General features: G+C 60.0%; 19 protein-coding genes. 14 read left to right on the top strand and 5 right to left on the bottom strand.

Annotation, left to right across the window (positions count from 1 at the left end; all coding sequences use genetic code 11):
- The 7 genes from ACM6J5_RS12180 to ACM6J5_RS12150 all read left to right on the top strand — a co-directional run bounded on the left by ACM6J5_RS12180 (position 1) and on the right by ACM6J5_RS12150 (position 9,481).
- Entirely contained in the window at positions 1-1,254 is a 1,254-nt protein-coding gene (locus tag ACM6J5_RS12180) for a DUF3426 domain-containing protein (RefSeq protein WP_414928585.1), read from the top strand.
- A 184-nt stretch (positions 1,255-1,438) separates the two neighbouring features.
- Positions 1,439-2,449, top strand: a complete 1,011-nt coding sequence (dusB, locus tag ACM6J5_RS12175; RefSeq protein ID WP_008016791.1) for a tRNA dihydrouridine synthase DusB — start codon at positions 1,439-1,441, stop codon at positions 2,447-2,449.
- On the top strand, positions 2,446-2,766 hold the full coding sequence (gene fis, locus ACM6J5_RS12170; protein ID WP_015093301.1) for a DNA-binding transcriptional regulator Fis: 321 nt from the start codon (positions 2,446-2,448) through the stop codon (positions 2,764-2,766). The genes dusB and fis overlap by 4 nt, the downstream gene beginning before the upstream one ends.
- Before the next feature lie 82 nt (positions 2,767-2,848).
- On the top strand, positions 2,849-4,456 hold the full coding sequence (purH, locus tag ACM6J5_RS12165) for a bifunctional phosphoribosylaminoimidazolecarboxamide formyltransferase/IMP cyclohydrolase (protein ID WP_150673167.1): 1,608 nt from the start codon (positions 2,849-2,851) through the stop codon (positions 4,454-4,456).
- 189 nt (positions 4,457-4,645) lie between these two features.
- Complete coding sequence (gene purD / locus ACM6J5_RS12160; protein ID WP_414928584.1) at positions 4,646-5,941, top strand: phosphoribosylamine--glycine ligase; 1,296 nt, start codon at positions 4,646-4,648, stop codon at positions 5,939-5,941.
- A 100-nt stretch (positions 5,942-6,041) separates the two neighbouring features.
- Entirely contained in the window at positions 6,042-8,819 is a 2,778-nt protein-coding gene (locus tag ACM6J5_RS12155; protein WP_414928583.1) for a response regulator, read from the top strand.
- Between the two features lie 65 nt (positions 8,820-8,884).
- Positions 8,885-9,481, top strand: a complete 597-nt coding sequence (locus tag ACM6J5_RS12150) for a MarC family protein (protein ID WP_008053960.1) — start codon at positions 8,885-8,887, stop codon at positions 9,479-9,481.
- A 185-nt stretch (positions 9,482-9,666) separates the two neighbouring features.
- Here the strand turns inward: ACM6J5_RS12150 and ACM6J5_RS12145 are convergent, their stop codons facing one another.
- The 5 genes from ACM6J5_RS12145 to cobG form a co-directional block, all read right to left on the bottom strand.
- Positions 9,667-10,512 (bottom strand): hypothetical protein, encoded by an 846-nt coding sequence (locus tag ACM6J5_RS12145; protein ID WP_414928582.1) that lies wholly within the window; start codon positions 10,510-10,512, stop codon positions 9,667-9,669.
- A gap of 184 nt (positions 10,513-10,696) precedes the next feature.
- Positions 10,697-12,406 carry a precorrin-3B C(17)-methyltransferase gene (cobJ, locus tag ACM6J5_RS12140; protein WP_414928581.1) on the bottom strand — a complete coding sequence of 570 codons (1,710 nt, stop codon included), beginning with the start codon at positions 12,404-12,406 and terminating at the stop codon, positions 10,697-10,699.
- Entirely contained in the window at positions 12,406-13,137 is a 732-nt protein-coding gene (locus tag ACM6J5_RS12135) for a precorrin-2 C(20)-methyltransferase (protein ID WP_095944240.1), read from the bottom strand. Before ACM6J5_RS12135 ends, cobJ begins: the two co-directional genes overlap by 1 nt.
- On the bottom strand, positions 13,137-13,763 hold the full coding sequence (locus tag ACM6J5_RS12130; protein ID WP_095944211.1) for a precorrin-8X methylmutase: 627 nt from the start codon (positions 13,761-13,763) through the stop codon (positions 13,137-13,139). The genes ACM6J5_RS12135 and ACM6J5_RS12130 overlap by 1 nt, the downstream gene beginning before the upstream one ends.
- Complete coding sequence (gene cobG, locus ACM6J5_RS12125; RefSeq protein WP_414928600.1) at positions 13,756-15,063, bottom strand: precorrin-3B synthase; 1,308 nt, start codon at positions 15,061-15,063, stop codon at positions 13,756-13,758. Before cobG ends, ACM6J5_RS12130 begins: the two co-directional genes overlap by 8 nt.
- 300 nt (positions 15,064-15,363) lie before the next feature.
- Here cobG and ACM6J5_RS12120 point away from each other — a divergent pair, with 300 nt between their 5' ends.
- The 7 genes from ACM6J5_RS12120 to ACM6J5_RS12090 all read left to right on the top strand — a co-directional run bounded on the left by ACM6J5_RS12120 (position 15,364) and on the right by ACM6J5_RS12090 (position 21,012).
- Complete coding sequence (locus ACM6J5_RS12120) at positions 15,364-16,011, top strand: hypothetical protein (RefSeq protein WP_095944212.1); 648 nt, start codon at positions 15,364-15,366, stop codon at positions 16,009-16,011.
- A 137-nt stretch (positions 16,012-16,148) separates the two neighbouring features.
- Positions 16,149-17,360: a precorrin-6y C5,15-methyltransferase (decarboxylating) subunit CbiE gene (gene cbiE, locus ACM6J5_RS12115; RefSeq protein ID WP_150673170.1), complete on the top strand. Its 1,212-nt coding sequence runs from the start codon at positions 16,149-16,151 to the stop codon at positions 17,358-17,360.
- Positions 17,353-18,450, top strand: a complete 1,098-nt coding sequence (locus tag ACM6J5_RS12110; RefSeq protein ID WP_095944214.1) for a cobalt-precorrin-5B (C(1))-methyltransferase — start codon at positions 17,353-17,355, stop codon at positions 18,448-18,450. Before cbiE ends, ACM6J5_RS12110 begins: the two co-directional genes overlap by 8 nt.
- On the top strand, positions 18,447-19,169 hold the full coding sequence (locus ACM6J5_RS12105; protein WP_414928580.1) for a cobalt-precorrin-6A reductase: 723 nt from the start codon (positions 18,447-18,449) through the stop codon (positions 19,167-19,169). Before ACM6J5_RS12110 ends, ACM6J5_RS12105 begins: the two co-directional genes overlap by 4 nt.
- A gap of 404 nt (positions 19,170-19,573) precedes the next feature.
- Positions 19,574-19,972 (top strand): DUF2946 domain-containing protein, encoded by a 399-nt coding sequence (locus ACM6J5_RS12100; protein WP_414928579.1) that lies wholly within the window; start codon positions 19,574-19,576, stop codon positions 19,970-19,972.
- A 47-nt stretch (positions 19,973-20,019) separates the two neighbouring features.
- Positions 20,020-20,499, top strand: coding sequence for a copper chaperone PCu(A)C (locus ACM6J5_RS12095; RefSeq protein WP_414928578.1), 480 nt, complete (start codon positions 20,020-20,022; stop codon positions 20,497-20,499).
- Positions 20,500-20,520: 21 nt separating this feature from the next.
- Positions 20,521-21,012, top strand: a complete 492-nt coding sequence (locus ACM6J5_RS12090; protein ID WP_414928577.1) for a DUF2946 domain-containing protein — start codon at positions 20,521-20,523, stop codon at positions 21,010-21,012.
- Positions 21,013-21,123 lie beyond the last annotated feature (111 nt).

Raw genomic sequence — 21,123 nt, 5'->3', positions numbered from 1 at the left:
ATGACCGATAGCTTCGTCACCCAGTGCCCGCATTGCCAAACCAGCTTCCGCGTCAGCCATGCCCAGTTGAGCGTGGCTCGCGGGGTGGTTCGTTGCGGCTCCTGCCTGCAGGTGTTCAATGCCGCCAGGCAGCTGCTTGAGCAGGCAGGCAAGGAAGCACCGGTCGCGATGCCGCTCCCGCCTGCGCAGCCCGAGGAGCCCCTTGAACCAACACAGCCGCGCGCCATCAGCCAAAAGCAATGGAGCGCTACGGAGCTGGACCTGGACAGCCTCGACCTCGACGAAGAGCTCGCTCGGCTCGAACAGCGGGAAATCCAGCCGACCACCGAACTCGGTCGCCATCGCGAGGACTCGCTGAGCGCCCGTCGCGACAGCAACGAGCATGATGACAACGAGCCGTGGTCCGACAGCCTGTTCAGTGAGTCGGCGGCCGACCGTGCGCTACTCGACGAACCGCTCGACAGCCTTGAAACGCCAGAGCCGATGGACGAACTGAGCAAGGCCTCGCGCACTGAACCTTCGCTGTCCCTGGAGCCGGTTGATCTCGACGACGAACCGCAACCACCCCATTTGCGATTACACGACCCTCTCGATGCGCCACTGAACCACGAGCGCCTGTCGACCGCCGACGAGAGCGAAATCGACGACAACCTGCCCTCGATCGAACCCCTGCGCAAGCGACGCGAACGCAGCGAGCCGGGCGTGCGCGCCGAAATGTTGCAAGACCTGACCGACGACCCACTGCAACTGGACTGGCAAAAACGCCGCTCGCCCTGGGGCCGACGGCTGTTCTGGTTGCTGCTGGTGCTGATTGCCGCTGGCGCCCTCGCCGGCCAGTACATCGCCTACCATTTCGACGAGCTGGCGCGACAGGATCAATATCGCCCGTGGTTCCAGCAACTGTGCCCGCAAATCGGTTGCACCGTGCCCTCCAAAGTCGACATCGCGAAGATCAAAAGCAGCAACCTGGTGGTGCGCAGCCACCCCGAGTTCAATGGCGCCCTGGTGGTCGATGCGATCATCTATAACCGCGCGCCCTTCTCCCAGCCCTTCCCGTTGCTGGAACTGCGCTTCGCCGACCTCAATGGCCACCTGATCGCCAGCCGTCGCTTCAAGCCAGGCGAGTACCTCAATGGCGATCTCGAAGGTATGGCGGAGATGCCTCCGCAAACGCCGATCCACATCGCCCTGGACATTCTCGACCCAGGTGCCAAGGCCGTGAACTACAGTCTGAGCTTTCACTCTCCGGAGTGAAACGCTTCATTGCTCCCGGATTAACGTCGGCTTTCTGACTGCTCCTGGCCAACCAAACCACGAGTAATAACAGAATAACTGTTCAGAATTTGTTCAATTCAGCCTTTATCCAGTCATCGAGAGCGGGTATCATGCCAACCCTTTTTCGAACTCTCATGATCCGGCCCCACAACAGGGAAGTCCTATGTCGGCGGTACGCATCGGCCCATACACATTACATAACAGCTTGATTCTCGCCCCCATGGCGGGCGTCACCGACCAGCCCTTTCGTCAGCTGTGCAAGCGCTTGGGCGCGGGACTGGTCGTCTCGGAAATGGTCACCAGCGACATGAGTTTGTGGAACACCCGCAAGTCGCGCATGCGCATGATCCACGAAGGTGATCCCGAGCCACGCTCGGTACAGATCGCCGGTGGGGACGCGCAGATGCTGGCGGACGCCGCCCGTGCCAACGTTGAAATGGGCGCGCAGATCATTGATATCAACATGGGCTGTCCGGCAAAAAAAGTCTGCAACAAGGCTGCCGGTTCCGCACTGTTGAAGGATGAACCCCTGGTCACCGAGATCCTGCAGGCCGTCGTGGCTGCGGTCGATGTGCCGGTTACCCTGAAGATCCGGACCGGTTGGGACCGGGACAACAAGAATGGCCTTACGGTGGCGAAGATCGCCGAGCAGGCAGGCATAACGGCGTTGGCGGTGCATGGCCGCACCCGTGCCGACCTGTACACCGGTGAAGCCGAGTACGACACCATTGCCGCAATCAAGCAGGCTGTGTCGATTCCGGTCTTCGCCAATGGCGATATTGATTCGCCGGAAAAAGCCCGGTACGTGCTCGACGCGACCGGTGCCGATGGCCTGTTGATTGGCCGGGCTGCCCAAGGGCGGCCATGGATTTTTCGCGAGATCGACCATTTCCTGCGTACCGGCGAGAAACTCCCGGCGCTGGAACTGATCGAGGTGGAACGCATTCTGCTAGAGCATCTGGCCGCCCTGCACGCCTTCTATGGCGATGTCATGGGTGTGCGCATTGCTCGAAAGCATGTGGGCTGGTATCTCGCAACCCTGCCGGGCGCCAGGGAGTTTCGCGCCCACTTCAATCGTTTGGATGGTACGGATACACAATGCGCCAACGTTCGGGCGTTTTTCGCCGAGCGTTACAAGAGCCTGACAGGGGACGGAGAGTGGGTGGCCGCATGACGATGATGACCGAGACTTTAGTGAGTGGAACAACACCCGTGAGCGACAACGTGAATTTGAAACAGCACCTCAATACGCCAAGCGAAGAAGGCCAGACCCTTCGCGGGAGTGTCGAGAAGGCGCTGCACAATTATTTCGCCCACCTTGAGGGCGCTGCCGTCACGGATGTGTACAACCTGGTGCTCTCCGAAGTCGAGGCTCCCCTGCTCGAGTGCGTGATGAACTACGTCAAGGGCAACCAGACCAAGGCCAGCGAGATGCTCGGACTGAACCGGGGCACGCTGCGCAAGAAACTCAAGCAGTACGACTTGCTGTAAGCATTCAATCAAACCAGAAAGGCGCCCGCGTAAAACCGGTCGCCTTTTTTGCTGACTTCCTTTGCTTTTGATGGAAATTGAGATGACCGACCAGACTACCCGCCTGCCGATCCGCCGCGCCTTGATCAGCGTTTCCGACAAGACCGGGATCCTCGAATTCGCCAAGGAGCTTGAAGCCCTGGGCGTCGAGATCCTCTCCACCGGCGGGACGTTCAAGCTGCTGCGGGACAACGGCGTTGCCGCAGTGGAAGTCGCGGATTACACAGGTTTTGCCGAAATGATGGACGGCCGGGTGAAGACCCTGCACCCGAAAATCCACGGCGGGATCCTCGGTCGTCGCGGTATCGACGACGCTATCATGAACGAGCACGGCATCAAGCCGATCGACCTGGTAGCGGTCAACCTGTACCCGTTCGAAGCCACCATCAACAAGCCAGGCTGCGACCTCCCGACCGCCATCGAGAACATCGACATCGGCGGCCCGACCATGGTTCGTTCGGCAGCGAAAAACCATAAAGACGTAGCGATCGTGGTGAACGCCAGCGATTACGCCAACGTACTGGAAAACCTGAAAGCCGGCGGCCTGACCTACGCACAGCGTTTCGACCTGATGCTCAAGGCCTTCGAACACACTGCCGCCTACGACGGCATGATCGCCAACTACATGGGCACCGTGAACCAGGCTGCCGAGACACTGAGCACGGAAGGTCGCAGCGAGTTCCCGCGCACCTTCAACAGCCAGTTCATCAAGGCCCAGGAAATGCGCTACGGCGAGAACCCGCACCAGAGCGCGGCGTTCTACGTTGAGGCCAAGCCTGCTGAAGTCGGCATCGCCACCGCGACCCAACTGCAGGGCAAAGAACTGTCGTACAACAACGTGGCCGACACCGACGCTGCGCTGGAATGCGTGAAGAGCTTCGTCAAGCCTGCTTGCGTGATCGTCAAGCACGCCAACCCGTGCGGCGTGGCCGTCAGCCCTGATGCCGAAGGCGGTATCCGTCAGGCCTATGAACTGGCCTACGCTACCGACACCGAGTCGGCGTTCGGCGGCATCATCGCCTTCAACCGTGAACTGGATGCCGAGACCGCCAAGGCGATCGTCGAACGTCAGTTCGTTGAAGTGATCATCGCCCCAAGCGTGAGCGAAGAAGCCCGTGCCATCGTTGCGGCCAAAGCCAATGTGCGTCTGTTGGCGTGCGGCGAGTGGTCGGCTGACCGCGCTGCGGCCTGGGACTACAAGCGTGTCAACGGTGGCCTGCTGGTACAGAGCCGCGACATCGGCATGATCGGTGCCGATGACCTGAAGGTCGTGACCAAACGCGCTCCGACCGAACAGGAAATCCACGACCTGATCTTCGCCTGGAAAGTCGCCAAGTACGTGAAGTCCAACGCTATCGTCTACGCCAAGAACCGTCAGACCATCGGTGTCGGCGCCGGCCAGATGAGCCGCGTGAACTCCGCGCGTATCGCCGCGATCAAGGCCGAACATGCCGGCTTGCAGGTAGCCGGTTCGGTGATGGCTTCCGACGCTTTCTTCCCGTTCCGCGACGGTCTGGACAATGCGGCCAAGGCGGGCGTGACTGCCGTGATCCAACCAGGCGGCTCGATGCGTGATGCTGAAGTGATTGCTGCTGCCGATGAAGCTGGCATCGCGATGGTGTTCACCGGCATGCGCCACTTCCGTCACTAATACGGCAACGGTCGCACTGACGCCGGCATCTGCTGCGTTGGAGCCCACCTCGATGATGCTCATTGCCAAAAGGCAACTCCGCTCATCGAGGTGGGCTCCGCCTTGCATCTACCGGCGTCATTGCAACCTCCTAGGGCGTAAAGCGCTTTAGGTTCTAAAACAGAATTAGCGTCATCCGAGGTTTTTGAAATGAATGTTTTGATCATTGGCAGCGGTGGCCGTGAACACGCCCTGGCCTGGAAAGTGGCTCAGGATCCGCGCGTGCAGAAAGTGTTCGTGGCACCGGGCAACGCCGGTACCGCCATCGAAGCAAAATGCGAGAACGTCGCCATCGACGTACTGGCGCTTGAGCAACTGGCAGACTTTGCCGAGAAAAACGTTTCCCTGACCATCGTTGGCCCTGAAGTGCCGCTGGTGGCCGGTGTTGTGGACCTGTTCCGCAGCCGTGGCCTGGACTGCTTCGGCCCGACCGCTGGCGCCGCACAGCTGGAAGGTTCGAAAGCCTTCACCAAGGACTTCCTGGCGCGCCACAAGATCCCGACTGCCGACTACCAGAACTTCACCGAAATCGAGCCGGCCCTGGCTTACCTGCGTGAAAAAGGCGCTCCGATCGTGATCAAGGCCGATGGCCTGGCCGCCGGTAAAGGCGTGATCGTCGCCATGACCCTGGCCGAAGCCGAAGACGCCGTGCGCGACATGCTGGCGGGCAACGCCTTTGGCGATGCGGGTTCGCGCGTGGTCATCGAAGAGTTCCTGGACGGCGAAGAAGCCAGTTTCATCGTGATGGTCGACGGCAAGAATGTGCTGCCGATGGCCACCAGCCAGGACCACAAACGCGTCGGCGACGGCGACACCGGTCCGAACACCGGCGGCATGGGTGCTTACTCCCCCGCGCCAGTGGTCACCGCCGAAGTGCACAAGCGTGTCATGGACCTGGTGATCTGGCCGACCGTGCGCGGCATGGCCGAGGAAGGCAACGTCTACACTGGTTTCCTGTATGCCGGCCTGATGATCGACAAGGCTGGTAACCCAAAAGTCATCGAATTCAACTGCCGCTTCGGCGACCCTGAGACCCAACCGGTGATGCTGCGCCTGCAGTCGAGCCTGGTGCTGCTGGTCGAGGCCGCCCTGGCCCAGGCGCTGGACAAGGTAGAAGCACAATGGGATCCACGCCCGAGCGTTGGTATCGTGCTGGCCGCAGGCGGCTATCCTGGTGACTACGCCAAAGGCGTGACCATCAATGGCCTGGATGCAGCGGCTGCACTGGAAGGCAAAGTCTTCCACGCCGGCACCGCGCTCAAGGACGGCCAAGTCGTAACGGCCGGTGGTCGGGTGCTTTGCGCCACGGCCATGGGTACCAGTGTCGACGCTGCACAGCAGCAGGCCTACAAGCTGGCGGCATCGATTGACTGGGAAGGCTGTTTCTATCGCAAGGACATTGGCTACCGTGCCATTGCCCGCGAGCGTGGCGAAAATCAGGAATAAGGCAAACACCGCGCCAGGCAATGAACACCGTTTATTGCCTGGCTATTCCGGCGCCGCGCATCGTTATATTCTGGCATCAACCTAACGAAGGGATTTCGCCGTGCGCTGGCTCAGGATTGCCATAAGCTTGACCGTCACTTTGCTGACCTTGCTCTGCATGCTACCGGCCCAGGCCGCGCAAGGCAGTGGCTGGGCGGTATTGCTCGACGAACAGGGCGACCTGCAACTGAGCGACATCCGTTCCGCGCGCTACACCAATCAATTCAGCCCTATCGAACTCGACCGCATTACCGCGGCCGAACCCGATGGCGCGCTATGGTTGCGATTCAGGCTTGCACCGGGTAAGCACGAACAGTTGCTGCGCGTGTTCGCGCCTGACTTGCGCCAGTTCAACATGTACGTACTGGACGGCGACAAGCTGATCGATCAATCCAGCACGGGCAACGAACGCCCCCAATCCGAGCGACCACTGCCCAGCAACGACTTCATGCTGGCCCTGCCGCAAAGCGACACCCCTCTCGACGTATACCTGCGACTGGCCTCCGACCACCAGTTACGGCCCTATATCACCCTGCAATCGGCGATCCTCTCGGCCGCCAACCAGAACCAGACGCTGATCTATGGTCTGCTGTTCGGTTGCATCGCCATGCTGATCCTGCACAACCTCATCCGCTACGCCTACACCCGCTCGCGCAGCGCCCTCTGGTTGGCGGCGTGCGAAGGTTTGTTGATGCTCAGCCTGCTGTTGTTGCTGAACCTCGCCGGCCCCTGGCTGCCGGACTGGCATGCACTGCAAACGCCAGGGGCTTACCTGGCATTGATAATGACCGCGCCCTGCGGCCTGATGCTTGCCTATCGCTTCTTCGCCCCGCTCGGGCCGCATCCGCTGAACCGATTGCTGCTTGGCGAGGTCCTGCTCATCACCGCGTGCGGGCTGATGCTGCTGTTCGTCAATACCTTGCCGCTGAACTTCATCACCTACGGCCTGGTGGCGTTGGCGGGCCTGACCATGCTGTTCATCAGCGCCTATCACTGGCAAAAAGGTTATCGCCCGGCTCGCCTCTTCGTGGCGGCCATGGTGGTGTTCAACCTCGGGACACTGGTCATCCTGCCCGCCCTGTTGGGGCTGACCCTGGTCGAACCCAATGGCCTGATCACTACCTTGCTGGTGTTCATCTGCATCAGCGGCCTGTTGATGAGCATTGCGTTGAGCGAGCGCCAGCGCCGCATCACCGAAGACCGCTTCAGCATCAGTCGTGACCTGGCGGCCAGCAACGCAGAGATCAACGCCAAGGCCGAGTTCCTGGCGAAGATCAGCCATGAGATCCGGACCCCGATGAATGGTGTCCTCGGCATGACCGAGCTGTTGCTGGGTACACCGCTTTCGGTCAAGCAACGCGACTATGTACAGACGATCCACAGCGCCGGTAACGAACTGCTGACGCTGATCAACGAAATTCTCGACATCTCCAAACTCGAGTCCGGACAGATCGAACTGGACGATGTGCAGTTCGACCTCAACGCACTGATCGAAGACTGCCTGAGTATCTTCCGCGCCAAGGCCGAGCAGCAAAATGTCGAGTTGATCAGCTTCATCCAGCCGCAAGTGCCGCGAGTGATCAGCGGTGACCCGACACGCTTGCGCCAGACGCTGTTGAGCCTGCTTGAAAACGCCCTGAAAAAAACCGATGAAGGCGAAATCCTGATCGTCGTGGCGCTCGACGAACGCAACACCAAACCACGCCTGCGTATCGCCGTGCAGGACAGCGGCGAGCCCATGGACGCCGAAGAACGCGACGCCCTGATGCACGCCGAACTGCACAGCCGGCATTTTCTTTCGGCCACCCGGCTGGGCGGCAACCTGGGGCTGGTGATTGCCCGCCAACTGATCCGCCTGATGCAGGGGGAATTCGGGATCAAGAGCGGCAACAACCAGGGCAGCACCCTGTGGCTGACCCTGCCACTGGACCCGGATCGCCTGGAACACCCGACCTCCGACCTCGACGGCCCGCTGCAAGGTGCGCGGGTATTGGTGGTGGACGACAATGAGACCTGTCGCAAGGTCCTGGTGCAACAATGCAGCGCCTGGGGCCTGAATGTCAGCGCCGCGCCTTCCGGCAAGGAAGCGCTGGCCCTGTTGCGTACCAAGGCTCATTTGCGTGATTACTTCGATGTGGTCCTGCTGGATCAGAACATGCCCGGCATGACCGGCATGCAACTGGCGGCCAAGATCAAGGAAGACCCGAGCCTGAACCATGACATCCTGCTGATCATGCTCACCGGCATCAGCAACGCACCGAGCAAGATCATCGCGCGCAACTCCGGGATCAAGCGCATCCTCGCCAAGCCGGTTGCCGGCTACACCCTAAAAACCACCCTGGCCGACGAACTGACCCAGCGCAACAAAGGGCTCGTCGCGACCCAGCCCGTACCAATCGGCCCGACGCTGCCGGTCAAGGTCCCTTGCGACTTCCGCATTCTGGTGGCTGAAGACAACAGCATCTCGACCAAGGTGATCCGCGGCATGCTGAGCAAGCTCAACCTGCAACCGGATACCGCCTGCAATGGCGAAGAAGCCCTGCAGGCGATGAAAGCCCAGCGTTACGACCTGGTGCTGATGGATTGCGAAATGCCGATCCTCGACGGCTTCTCGGCCACCCAGCAATTGCGCGCATGGGAAGTCGGTAACCAGCGGGCTCGCACCCCTGTGGTGGCGTTGACCGCCCATATCCTTGCCGAACACAAAGAGCGCGCGCGCCAGGCCGGCATGGACGGACACATGGCCAAGCCGGTGGAGCTGTCGCAGTTGCGCGAACTGATCGAGCACTGGGTCGCCCAGCGTGACCTGCAGAATCGCACGACAACCCAAACGTCCTGAGCCGACAGACTCCGCAACCCCTGATAGACTCCCACTCGACTTTTCTTGCCAGTGAGCCCGGCACCATGCTCCATGTGTTGTTCAGCGTTTATCTGAAGATGCTGGTGCTCTACAGCCCATTCTTCGTATTGTCCTGCTTCATCAGCCTGACCCGTGGTTATTCGCGCAAGGAACAGCGTCGGCTGGCCTGGAAAGTAGCGGTTGCCACCCTGGTCTCCAGTGTGCTGCTGTACCTGTTCGGCCGAGTAATTTTCAGTGTTTTCGGCATTACCGTGGACGCATTCCGCATTGGCGCCGGCAGTGTGCTGTTCATTTCGGCGCTGGGCATGGCACAAGGCAAATCGGCGGTACAGACCGACAACGTGCAGCAGGATGTCACCATCGTTCCACTGACCATCCCGCTGACAGTCGGTCCCGGCACCATCGGCGCCTTGCTGGTGATGGGCGTGAGCCAGCCGCACTGGGACGACAAGCTCACGGCCATTGTCAGCATTGCCCTGGCCAGTTTTACCGTGGGCGTGGTGCTGTTTTTGTCCGGTCGTATCGAACGCATTCTCGGCGACCAGGGGTTGCAGATTGTCAGCCGATTGATGGGGTTGTTCGTGTGTGCACTGGCGGCTCAGATCATCTTCACCGGGGTGAAGGGGTACTTGGTGCCTTGAACACAAAGCGCTCCGGTTCAGGCAAGTCGTGGGGCCAGTGGACTCGAAACATCCACGCACCTCACCACTGCACGATGCCTGCATCGCACTCCTTGCAACAGCCAATGATGCAAACCGGGCAGCCCCTCTCCCTCTGTTTCAAACAGGCCAGAGACCATCAGCCTCTGACCCTGGCTTAGTTGAGTTCAATGCCTGCGTCGCGGAAATCTTTTAGCCAACACTTCTTTTCGATTCTGCGCCAGGATAAATTCGACATCCTCTTTTACTTCAGCGTAAGCAGAAGGATTAAAAGCGAGAAAGTTGGAGCCCTGATAAATATCGAGACTTGCAATTTTCAAATCCAAAAACAAAACACCAGCACCCACTTGATCCCCAACATGATTAACGGACGAAAACGAAACCAAAACCAATCCGTTCTTCGTTTGCTCGCAAGGCAGCAAGGCCAGTTTTACACCCTTGGCCTTGGTCACTTCATAGTTGAAAACCTTGATTGTTTCAGGTTCTTTTTCCAATGCTGACAACGTGCTGTCCGCAACGGCACCTAGCACGGTTGCACCTGGAATGGCATTTTTTGCCGCTTCAACGCCTGCCTGGATAATAGTGGTGACAACATTTTTCATTGTCCCGCTGCCAGTCCTTTTCTTGTATTCGATACTCGCGTTGATGGGAACAGAACACCCCATATCCTCCATACACTGGAGAAAGGCCCGGTGCCAGGCGGCAGGGCTATGACTATCTTTAGTTTCGCGATCGGCCTCCAACTTCGAAAACTTTATGAGGTTTTCGATAATCGTCATATTTTCAAGCGAAATATTATCGCCATAACCAATCAGCGCATTACCCAAAACCAAAGCATCCAAGTCCTTGGTAGGGCTAGACTCGTTCAATGCCTTGGGTGAACTCGACGCAGTGGTCGACGTTAATGCTTCTACACGAGGGACACTATTCAACAATGACTTCGACCTGGCAAGACGCGCCTTCCCAATATCGGTGCATTGTTTGTGAGTGATAAAACCTTCCGCAATATCCATATCGAGCAACTCCTTTAAATTCGTTTAAGCCTCCAATAGAGACAAAACGAATCTAAACCACCCCAACCCCGCTATCAAACCCGATTAAATGTCGATATATGTAAGCGACCATAAAGTCTTACAAACACGCAGCCATTGTCGAGCAATCCAGCTCGAGCAACGCTGCACTGAACCGTCATATCACTTAGTTAATATCAATTAATTTATCACCATAACTACGCGGTGTATAAACCCACGACATTCCTTGCGAACGATGAAACACACGAGTCGTGGATGAGCCAATCAACACCATGGTCCGCATGTCGACCTGGTCTGGAGTCAATTGAGAGAGCGTCGTCACCCGTAATGTTTGCCCCGGACGTCCGACATCACGCCCAAGCACGACTGGCGTTTGAGGTGCGCGATGTTGGGCGACGATCTCCAGCGCACGTCCCAGTTGCCAAGGCCGGGAACGCGAGATCGGATTGTAGAACGCCATTGCCAGATCAGCTTGCGCAGCCAGATCCAGACGTTTTTCAATGATCGACCATGGCTTGAGGTTATCCGACAGCGACAGTACACAGAAGTCATGCCCCAGCGGCGCACCGGCCTGAGCCGCTGTTGCCAGCGAGGCGGAAACCCCCGGCAAAATCTCGAGATCGACGTTGTGCCAATGGACGTCGGTGGATTCGTGCAGCGCCTCCAGCACCGCCGCCGCCATGGCGAAAACACCTGGATCGCCTGATGAAACCACCACCACCGAACGCCCTTGGGCCGCCAGCTCGAAAGCGTGTCGGGCGCGCTGCATCTCTTCACGGTTGTCGGTGCAATGCAGCACCTGATCGTCGCGAAACGGCCCGGCCATGCGCACGTAGGTTTCGTAACCCAATACATCGTTGGCGCGGGCCAGTTCAGCCTTCACGGCCGGCACCATCAGTTCAGCAGCGCCCGGCCCGAGGCCGATCACCGCCAGCCGTCCACGTGGGCGGCCGATTTGCAACGGGTCCAGCGGATGCTCTGCCACCGCAATGGCAACAGTGTCGCTATCAAGCATGGAAACGGGCTGGCCAATGGCGGTACTCAGACGTTCGCCAAGCACCATCTCAGCCTGGGCAAAGCGCAACGGCACACCCAATTCAAGCGCCGCTTCGCGCAACCCCGGGCTGGCCATTTCGATGTCGGCAGCCAAAAGACAAGCCAGCGACTGCACGGCAATTTTTGCCTGATGCAATGCGTCGCGCACCGCCTGCGCGATGCTCTCCACGCCGGCATCCACAGCGACCACCACATTGCGCGGGTAGATCAACAATTCGTTGGCCGCGGGAGCCCGTTCGGCATGACTGACGTGCACCGCCAATCGAGCCTGCGCATCTTCGGGCAACTGCGCCTGCACCAGCCACGGGGCTTCACCCTCAATGCGCACCGTTTCGCCGGCCAACAGATCGGAGACAAAACGCTTGCCCAGCTCCAGATCACCAAGGGCATAACCGCTGGGCGGGTTGAGCAGGCAGGTGCCGAAACGCAACTCGCCGCTGGTGGTAATCGCCGCGGCGACTTCCAGCGAGGCGGCAATCTCCCGGGCCATCACATTCACTCCGCCAAGACCACCCAGCAGTGGAACCACGGCGCTGCCGTCTTCGGCCACCGCCAATACCGGTGGTTCAACGCCTTTTTCGAGCAACAAGGGCGCCAGGGTGCGGATCACGATCCCGGCCGCGCACAGGGCAATGATCGGCGTGCCCTGTTGATAAAGCTCGCGCAAGGTCGCGCCGAATTCGTGATAGGCCCGATCCGCGCCTTCGACCCGTTCGGCCAGGCCATGGATCAGGGCTTCGGGGTACACCTGCTGAATGCTGCGTGCGGTAGCGAGGCTGCCATTGCCGAGAATGACAATCGCCGGAACTGGACGAGTCATCAGCCTTGCCACCTTTCACCGGGAACGATGATCAACGAGAAGTACGGCGAGGACATCGGCTCGACCTGATCCAGCGGCACGATCTTCTGATTGGCCATGGTCGCGCGCTCGACGTACAACGCGCGTTCGGCCAGGCCGAGTTCTTCCAGCACCTGGCGAACCTTGGGAAAGTTGCGCCCCAGTTTCATGATGACGGCCGCATCGGCATCGGCCAGGCGACGCTTGAGTTCGTCGTGCGGCAACACACCGGACAACACCGACAGACTCTGATTGCGATACACCAGCGGCGCACCGAGCACCGAGGCCCCGCCGAGCATCGAGCACACGCCCGGCACGACTTCAGCCTGATAACGCTCGGCAAGCCGGTCGTGCAAGTACATGTAGGAGCCGTAGAAGAACGGATCGCCCTCGCAGATCACTGCCACATCACGGCCCGCATCAAGATGCATCGCCAGCTCTGTGGCGGCGTCATCATAGAAGTCGCTGATCACTTGCTCGTAGGACAGAGGTGCCGGCAAAGCTTCGGTGGTCACCGGGTACACCAGCGGCAACAGGTTCTGTGCTTCCTGCAGATGCGCCTCGATGATACCGAAGGCGTTGCCTTTCTTGCCCTTGGCCACGAAGTACGCCACCACCGGGGATTCGCGCAGCAAACGCAGGGCCTTGACGGTAATCAGTTCCGGATCACCGGGGCCGACACCGAGGCCGATCAAACGTCCAGGTTGCTGCATCATTCGATCTCCGTAGCGAGGGCATTGACGGCAGCGGCAGCCATGGCGCTACCGCCCAGGCGTCCCTGCATAATGACAAAAGGCACGCCACGGCTGTCGGCCGCCAGCGCGGCCTTGGATTCGGCTGCGCCGACGAAGCCCACTGGAAAACCGAGGATCAGTGCCGGTTTCGGCGCACCGGCGTCGAGCATTTCCAGCAGGTAAAACAGTGCCGTCGGGGCGTTGCCGATGACCACCACGCTGCCTTCCAGGTGCGGACGCCACAGTTCCAGCGCAGCGGCTGAACGGGTATTACCCAATTCACGGGCCAGTTCCGGAACGCTCTCGTCGCGCAAGGTGCAGATCACCGGATTGTTCGCCGGCAACCGCGCGCGGGTAACGCCTTCGGAAACCATCCGCGCATCGCACAGAATCGGCGCGCCAGCCGCCAGCGCATCACGCCCGGCCTTGCCCGCCCCTTCGGAAAACTGCAGGCCATCGATGGCCTCGACCATGCCGCAGGCGTGAATGACACGAACCGCGAGTTTCTCCAGATCGTCCGGGATTCGGTCGAGGTTGGCCTCGGCGCGAATGATCGCGAAGGAGTTGCGATAGATCTCCTGACCGTCGCGGATGTAATCAAGCATCAAGGGCGCTCCGTGAGCGGGCGTCGAGCAGGGCCGCGACCGCTTCAATAGTAAGATTGCGTGCGTGCAGTGCGCCGAAACCCGGCTGCGCTGCATCGCGAAAATAGAGATCGTAGTGACCGTGGGCGACGGCCTGTAATGTGACGGGCGCTGTATGCGCGGCGGCGCAGGAACGCGGGCAACCGCTCAGGTGTATGGTCTGTGCCGGTCCATGGCGGTGCAGCAGCGCGGCCAGTTGCAAGGCATCGCCCTTGGTCTCGGCCAACCCCTTGGCGCAACCGTTGGAACCGGTACAGGCGATCAACCGGGACAACGGCTGACCGGCTTCACACGCCAAGCCCAAGCGTTGCAAACGCCCCATGACTTCGGCGGCATTGTTCGTGCGGACATTAGGCAACAGCAGACTTTGCCAGGGTGTGAAGCGCAGACTGGCATCACCGAACTCCCGTGACAGTTGCGCCACGCCCCGCAGCATCGCCGGATCGAGCCGCCCCAGTGGCGGCACGGCCCCCACATAGACAACTCCGGGCTCGGCCTGGGGATGCGCACCCAAGTGCAAATCACTGGAGCCCGCAACCCGCTGCCAACCGACAACGGCTTGCAGCGGCACTCGCTCGGCCAGTCGAAGCTGCATGCCCTCGATCGGGTACTCGGCCAGCAAATGACGCATCCGTGTCTGCTCGGGGCGCGCCAGTTCAAGGAACAACTCAAGGACCGCGACCACCAGCGCGTGCCCGTCCGCCAGTGCAACCGAACCGACGGGGCTGTCCGTCGGGCATCCCGCCAGACCGAATGCCAGCCGTTGTTCACTGCCCTGGTGAAACGCCGAGAGCCACAGGTCATGGGGATGCTCGAGCATCGCCAGGTCTTCGCCGCCATCGAGTTGCACGGCGAACTTGGCACTCAGGTCGTGGAAAGCTTCGTGGCTTTGCAGTGTGGCGAGGATCTGCCCGGCCAGCGGGCGGGTGTCAAGCAGCATGCGCCGATCGATTCCGGCGCCGGGGCTGAGCATCAGGTTGCGCACATCGTCGCCGGCCGCCGTGCGTGGCCCCAAACCGGCGGCCAGCAAGCAGTCGATCAATACCACTCGCTCGTTGCCAATGCCGCGGATCTGCAGGTTGGCCCGGTTGGTCGCCTCGATCGCTCCGCTGGCGTAACGCTCAGCGGCATCGGCCACAGCGATTGCCTGTTGCGCACGGATGGCGCCACCGTCGAGTTTGATCCGGCAAATACCACCGTCCAATGCCTGGACGACACGCAACAACCCGGGACAGGCGGAAGGGCGCAAGCGGTTGGGTATCTGACGTGACTTCACAGGACGACCGGTACAAGACGAAGGACAGCATTATGCCTGCTTTGTCCGGCCTGATGAAAAACCCTGGCAGGTTGACGACGAAAAGCGTGATCCCGGGCCCAGGCTTTTCGCTTCAAGCCTGGACCGCCATCCCGGGTTCTAGTTGAACAATCAGCGAAAAACGCTAACAGCAAGAATCAATTCAACCAACCCGAATTATTTAAACCATACACCAACTCTTGTACTTTTCACCGCAGCCCGAAGAAAAATAACAGCAAAAAAACCAGCTACACCAAAGGAGAAAAAATGAACATTGAAAAACCGAATGGAATACTGACTGCCCACAATCTTATTTCATGCACCGAAGAACTTTCACTGCAAGATTACGACGACTTCACCCATTGCACACAGATAGCCACCCAGTCCGCAGACATGGTCGGCAGTCGTTTCGCCGACTCGACAACCTGGCTGAATGAATACGTTACGACGTTGAATTTTTTCGGTTGGTCTGTCTATCAGGATGCCATCTATACCCGCACTCAACACTCTGTTTCGAAAAGCATTGCCGAGTTTCTGGTGCAAAGCGCTCAAACCATGCCGGATCGCCGACAAGGGAACGCCATGATTGACACGCTCGACGCATTGAAACCCAACCAGCCGGCGCTTTATTCACTGGACCAACAAAGTTCCCTGGGAGAGCGTTTTCAAGTAATACCCACACGCTACGATTCAAAAGGCTTTCTTGAAATCGCAGTTTTTAATCTTGAGTTAGTGATTACAGTCAAAAAAAGTGGCTTTCTATTCTTCAACATGGAAGACCACGCCGCAAAAATCATCCAGCAACGCGTTTATCTTAAACTGGACAAAAACATACTCGACAGCAAAAGATCGCTCATGGAACGCAAGCGGCTCGAAATCAGAATGAAGAGATTCGACCTGAAAAAGAGCCATTAACTGGATAAGCCCCGACCACTTTTCAGACACTGGCGACAGGCGAATACAACCCACACCGCGCTATGATGCACAACCGCACAGGTCGACACGGACCGACAGCGTGATGATTTGGCTTCGATTGATAGAAGAGGAACAGCATGACCCCCTGGCTGACAGTGGTAGGCATCGGAGAGGAAGGCTTCAAGGGGCTTGGCAAAAATGCCCGTCACGCTCTGCTGAACGCTACTCGGATCATTGGCGGCCAACGTCAACTGGACTTGTTGCCGGCCTGCATCCGCGGTGCGCGGCAACTGTGGCCCAGTCCTTTCTCCCTTGACCCGGTTTTGACGAAACAGGGGGAACCCGTTTGCGTCCTGGCCAGCGGAGATCCGATGTTTTTCGGGGTAGGAGCCAGTCTCTCCCGACATTTATCCAGTGATGAAATGCGAATTCTACCCGCCCCGTCCTCCTGCTCACTGGCCGCTGCGCGTATGGGTTGGCCCTTGCAGGAGGTGGTCACCCTTTCGGTGGTGGCCCGGCCTGTCGCCGCACTCAATGCCCACCTGTCCAGCGGCGTGCGCTTGCTGGCATTGAGCAACGACGGCCGCAGCCCCGCCGCCATCGCCGCACTGCTGCGTGAGCGTGGTTTCGGTCCGAGCCGGATAACCGTGCTCGAACATTTGGGCGGTGAAACCGAACGACATGTCCACGGTATCGCCAGCGACTGGAGCGATCCGCCGATCGCCGACCTGAACCTGATCGCCATCGAGTGCATCGCCGAACCGAACACGTTGCACCTGTCGCGACTGGCCGGCCTGCCAGACTCGGCCTTCCAGCACGACGGCCAACTGACCAAACGCGATGTACGCGCCATCACCCTCGCCCGCCTGGCTCCGGTGCCCGGTGAATTGTTGTGGGATGTCGGCGCCGGCAGCGGCTCGATCGGCATCGAATGGATGCGCGCTCACCCCGGTTGCCGCGCACTGGCCATCGAGGCAGATACGGGTCGACAAGCGTTGATCGAACACAACCGTGATGCCCTCGGCGTTCCCGGCCTGCAACTGGTTCGCGGCAGCGCGCCGCAAGCATTGGCCGGGCTGGAGCGGCCGGATGCGATTTTCATCGGCGGCGGTGTCACCCGCGAGGGTGTACTCGATACCTGCTGGGCCGAACTCAAACCCGGTGGCCGGCTGATCGCCAACGCAGTCACCCTGCAAAGTGAAATGACCCTGATGGCCTGGCGCGAGCAACATGGCGGGGAGTTGACCCGCATTCATATCGCCCAGGCACAGCCGCTGGGCGACTTCGACACCTGGCGCCAGGCCTTGCCGATTACCTTGCTGGATGTGACGAAACCCTTCGATGCGTGACGAAACCGCCGAACAACCCGCCCCCCTGCGCAGCGGCCTGACCACCGGCAGCTGCGCCACGGCTACCAGTCTCGCCGCCGCGCGCCTGCTGCTGGCTGGCACGGCGGCCGATGCGGTGGAAATCGTATTGCCCAAGGGCAAACAGGTGCCGATGCGCCTGGAATTCTGCCGCCTCACCGAGGACGGCGCCGAAGCGGGAACCCTCAAGGACGCAGGTGACGATCCGGACGTGACCCACGGTGCCCTGCTCTATTCCCAGGTGCGTCTGAGCAGCGAACCGGGGACGCGCTTCAAGGCCGGACTTGGCGTAGGCACCGTGACCCGGCCCGGGCTGGTGCTGGGCGTCGGCGAACCCGCGATCAATCCGGTGCCACGCAAAATGATCAGCGAACACCTGGCTCGACTGGCCGACGAACTCGGCTACAGCGGCGGTTTCGAGGTCACGGTCAATGTCGAGAACGGCGAGACACTGGCACTCAAAACCATGAACCCGCGCCTGGGCATTCTTGGCGGCTTGTCGATCCTCGGCACCAGCGGCATCGTCCGGCCGTTTTCCTGTGCTGCCTACATCGCCTCGATCCACCAGGGCATCGACGTGGCGAAAACCAACGGTTACCTGCACATCGCCGCCTGCACCGGCAACGCCAGCGAAGACACCATGCGCCGGGTCTACAACCTGCCGGAAATCGCCCTGATCGAAATGGGCGACTTCGTTGGCGCCGTGCTCAAGCACCTGCGCAAAGTACCGGTGGATAAACTCAGCCTGTGCGGTGGTTTCGGCAAGATCAGCAAACTGGCGGCCGGGCACATGGATTTGCACAGTCGCCATTCGAGCATTGACCTGCCGCAACTGGCGCTATGGGCGGCGCAGGTCGGCGCCGATGCGGCGTTGCAGCAGAGCATCCGCGAAGCCAACACCAGCCAGCAGGCACTGGCCATGGCCGCCGCGGCCGGGATCGCCCTGGGTGATGCAGTCTGTCAGCATGCTCTGGACTTTGCCCGCAGCGTGGTGCCGGCGCAGGTTCAGGTGGAAGTCTTCGCCATCGATCGCCAGGGCGGAATCGTTGGCCATGCCGGAGCATTTCAATGAAGCGCATCCTGTTGCTCGGCGGCGTGACCGAAGCCATGGCCATTGCCCGCACGCTGGGACCGCAGCATATCTACAGCCTGGCCGGTGTCGGTCGGGTGCCGACCGATCTGCATTGCCAGGTGCGCGTCGGCGGCTACGGCGGCGCCGAGGGTCTGGCGCAATTCATTGGCGATGAAGGTATCGACCTGCTGCTCGATGCCACCCATCCCTACGCCGCCCAAATCAGCCAGAACGCCGCGACCGCCGCGCGCTTGAGTGGCATTCCCTGCTGGGCGCTACGGCGTCCTGCCTGGCAAGCCCAGGCGGGTGATGACTGGCGCGAAGTCAGTGACTGGCCCGAACTGATCGAAGCCCTGAAGCCCTTCCGTCGACCGCTGTTCACCCTCGGTCGCGAGCCCCTGCGACACCTTGACGAAATTCCCGCGGAGCAATTCTGGACCCTGCGCGCACTGGACGTGTATCCGGGCAACGAGCGCTGCGAAGTGATCGGCGCACGGGGGCCCTTCCTGATCGACGATGAACGTGAGTTGTTCGAACGGCGAAATATCGATGTGCTGATCAGCAAGAACAGCGGCAGCACCGCTACTGAGCCGAAGCTGGAAGTGGCGCGGGAGCGCAGGGTGCCGGTGCTGGTGTTGAAACGGCCGGTGTTGCCTGAGGTAGATCGGGAGTTTCCGGCAGTGGCCGAAGTGCTACGAGCAATAGCGGAGCGGTTATAAACCTGACTTTTGCGAACGCCCCAAGGACGCCTTCGCGGGCAAGCCCGCGAAGGCGTCCTGTCTGGCGACACAGAGGCGCGAACCTACAGATCAACAAGACTGTTACGCACAACTTAATCCAGCAAGGAGGAAGATTCGGGAGATGGATTTTTTGTTCGATTGGCGTTCAGAGACGTCAACCACACCATCCGTGCACGTATCCAAAGTGATCCGACATTTGCCCAAGCATTCCGAATCGAAGTCGCTACACTCTTTCATAACGGCGAACCAGAAATTGCTCAACGCATGTTGGACCTGTTGATTCAGGCGCTGCGACACCAAACCGCACGCCGCCTTTTTACTTATCGGCCCTGATCAGGCTAAATAGCCCGCGCCTGATCGCCCACCCAAACGGATTTTGTCCCATGTCCCGACAACGGCTCGCAATTGCCTGGATAGCCTGCTTCGCAGTGCTGTTCAACATGCTCGCCATGCCGATGTCCGGAGCGATGGCGCAAACGGCGAAGTCAGCTGCCGAACAGTTGTTGTGGGGCAGTTTCTGCAGCTCCAGCGGCACCAGGATGGTGGCGATTTCCATCGGGGATCTTGAACAGAAAGCCCCGCAAAACGACGTTCATTCCAACATGCAGCATTGCTGGTGCTGTTCCGGTTCTGCGCCATTGGTGGCGCTGCCGGGGCATTCGCCACAGCTGTATTTTGCGCACTTCGAATCCAACCGAAGCCTGCCCGATACCTCGCTCGAAAGCCCGTCACCGCGCCAGCAATGGCCGAGTCTCAACCCCCGTGCGTCCCCTCTGGTGTGATTCTTTCTCGCAATTGACTGCGTTTTAAATCGTTCCGGAGAACTGCCATGTTGAACAAACTCATCGTTCTGGCTGCGTTGCTGCTGCCTGCCTGCTTTGCCAATGCCCACGAATACAAGGTCGGCGCACTGGAAATCGCTCATCCGTGGTCCCAGGAGTTGCCACCCAATGCGCCCACTGTTGCGGCGTATTTCGTGATCAACAATGAAGGCAAGACCGCCGACCGCCTGCTCAGCGTCGACACCCCCATAGCGGGCGAAGCGCAATTGCATGAGCACGTGATGCAAGGCGACATGATGAAAATGCAGCACGTACCGAGCGTGGAAGTGCCCGCCGGAGGCGAGGTCACTTTCGCACCCATGGCCTATCACGTGATGTTGCTGGGCCTCAAGGACCGCAGCCTGCTCACTGACGGCAAGCGCTTCCCCATGACGCTGCACTTCGAGAAGTCCGGTGACGTGACGGTCGAAGTCGCGGTGCAGCAGCAGGCGCCGGACGCCATGCAAGCGCACGTGCACAAGCCGTAATCGCCTGAGCTGAAAACGCCCATGCGCCCGCTTAGCGCCAGGTCATCCAGGTCATCCAGGTCATCCAGGTCATCCAGGTCATCCAGGTCACGCGATCAGACATTGAGCCTGACACGCGGCAGCTGGATCAGCCTGTTCGCCATGTTGATGATCTTTATCGGTCCGCTGATTTCCCAGTCGATGCCGATGGATTCGCGCGCCATGTCGATGACCATGCCTGTTGGCATGAGCATGGACATGAACATGGATATGTCGGCGATGGAGCATGCCGACCATGCCACGCAAGCCACCGCCGAGCATTGCCCGCCGGCCCCCGGCCACCATGTGCTGTGGGAGAAATGCGGCTATTGCAGCCTGCTGTTCAATTGCCCGGCACTGACCGGTGGCGTGTCTTTCGCCAACTTCGTCATCCCGCCCGTCAACACCTTCACCACCCCCTCCCCACGCTTGGGCCATGCCCGGCAATCCTTCTTCCCCGGCGCCCGCACCCGCGCCCCGCCCGTCGTCGCGTAAACACTCACTTCTGATTTCACACGGCCCGCAAGACAGCCAAAGCAACCTGTGGGAGCGAGCTTGCTCGCGAAGAGGGAGTGTCAGTCAACGTTGATGTCGTCTGGCACACCG

It is taken from the genome of Pseudomonas sp. IT-P74 (assembly GCF_949768175.1).
Taxonomy (GTDB): domain Bacteria; phylum Pseudomonadota; class Gammaproteobacteria; order Pseudomonadales; family Pseudomonadaceae; genus Aquipseudomonas.
The sequence above is the reverse complement of the archived record's forward strand: the minus strand, read 5'-3'. Positions and strand labels throughout refer to the sequence as shown.

Excerpts from the sequence above, each read along its gene's own strand:
- ACM6J5_RS12135 (WP_095944240.1), bottom strand. The coding sequence starts at position 13,137 with ATGCAGCAACCTGGACGTTTGATCGGCCTCGGTGTCGGCCCCGGTGAT.
- fis (WP_015093301.1), top strand. The coding sequence starts at position 2,446 with ATGACGATGATGACCGAGACTTTAGTGAGTGGAACAACACCCGTGAGC.
- ACM6J5_RS12095 (WP_414928578.1), top strand. The coding sequence starts at position 20,020 with ATGTTGAACAAACTCATCGTTCTGGCTGCGTTGCTGCTGCCTGCCTGC.
- ACM6J5_RS12100 (WP_414928579.1), top strand. The coding sequence starts at position 19,574 with ATGTCCCGACAACGGCTCGCAATTGCCTGGATAGCCTGCTTCGCAGTG.
- ACM6J5_RS12110 (WP_095944214.1), top strand. The coding sequence starts at position 17,353 with ATGCGTGACGAAACCGCCGAACAACCCGCCCCCCTGCGCAGCGGCCTG.
- cobJ (WP_414928581.1), bottom strand. The coding sequence starts at position 12,406 with ATGACTCGTCCAGTTCCGGCGATTGTCATTCTCGGCAATGGCAGCCTC.
- ACM6J5_RS12150 (WP_008053960.1), top strand. The coding sequence starts at position 8,885 with ATGCTCCATGTGTTGTTCAGCGTTTATCTGAAGATGCTGGTGCTCTAC.
- ACM6J5_RS12120 (WP_095944212.1), top strand. The coding sequence starts at position 15,364 with ATGAACATTGAAAAACCGAATGGAATACTGACTGCCCACAATCTTATT.
- purH (WP_150673167.1), top strand. The coding sequence starts at position 2,849 with ATGACCGACCAGACTACCCGCCTGCCGATCCGCCGCGCCTTGATCAGC.
- cbiE (WP_150673170.1), top strand. The coding sequence starts at position 16,149 with ATGACCCCCTGGCTGACAGTGGTAGGCATCGGAGAGGAAGGCTTCAAG.
- ACM6J5_RS12130 (WP_095944211.1), bottom strand. The coding sequence starts at position 13,763 with ATGCTTGATTACATCCGCGACGGTCAGGAGATCTATCGCAACTCCTTC.
- ACM6J5_RS12145 (WP_414928582.1), bottom strand. The coding sequence starts at position 10,512 with ATGGATATTGCGGAAGGTTTTATCACTCACAAACAATGCACCGATATT.
- ACM6J5_RS12180 (WP_414928585.1), top strand. The coding sequence starts at position 1 with ATGACCGATAGCTTCGTCACCCAGTGCCCGCATTGCCAAACCAGCTTC.
- purD (WP_414928584.1), top strand. The coding sequence starts at position 4,646 with ATGAATGTTTTGATCATTGGCAGCGGTGGCCGTGAACACGCCCTGGCC.
- dusB (WP_008016791.1), top strand. The coding sequence starts at position 1,439 with ATGTCGGCGGTACGCATCGGCCCATACACATTACATAACAGCTTGATT.
- ACM6J5_RS12090 (WP_414928577.1), top strand. The coding sequence starts at position 20,521 with ATGCGCCCGCTTAGCGCCAGGTCATCCAGGTCATCCAGGTCATCCAGG.
- ACM6J5_RS12105 (WP_414928580.1), top strand. The coding sequence starts at position 18,447 with ATGAAGCGCATCCTGTTGCTCGGCGGCGTGACCGAAGCCATGGCCATT.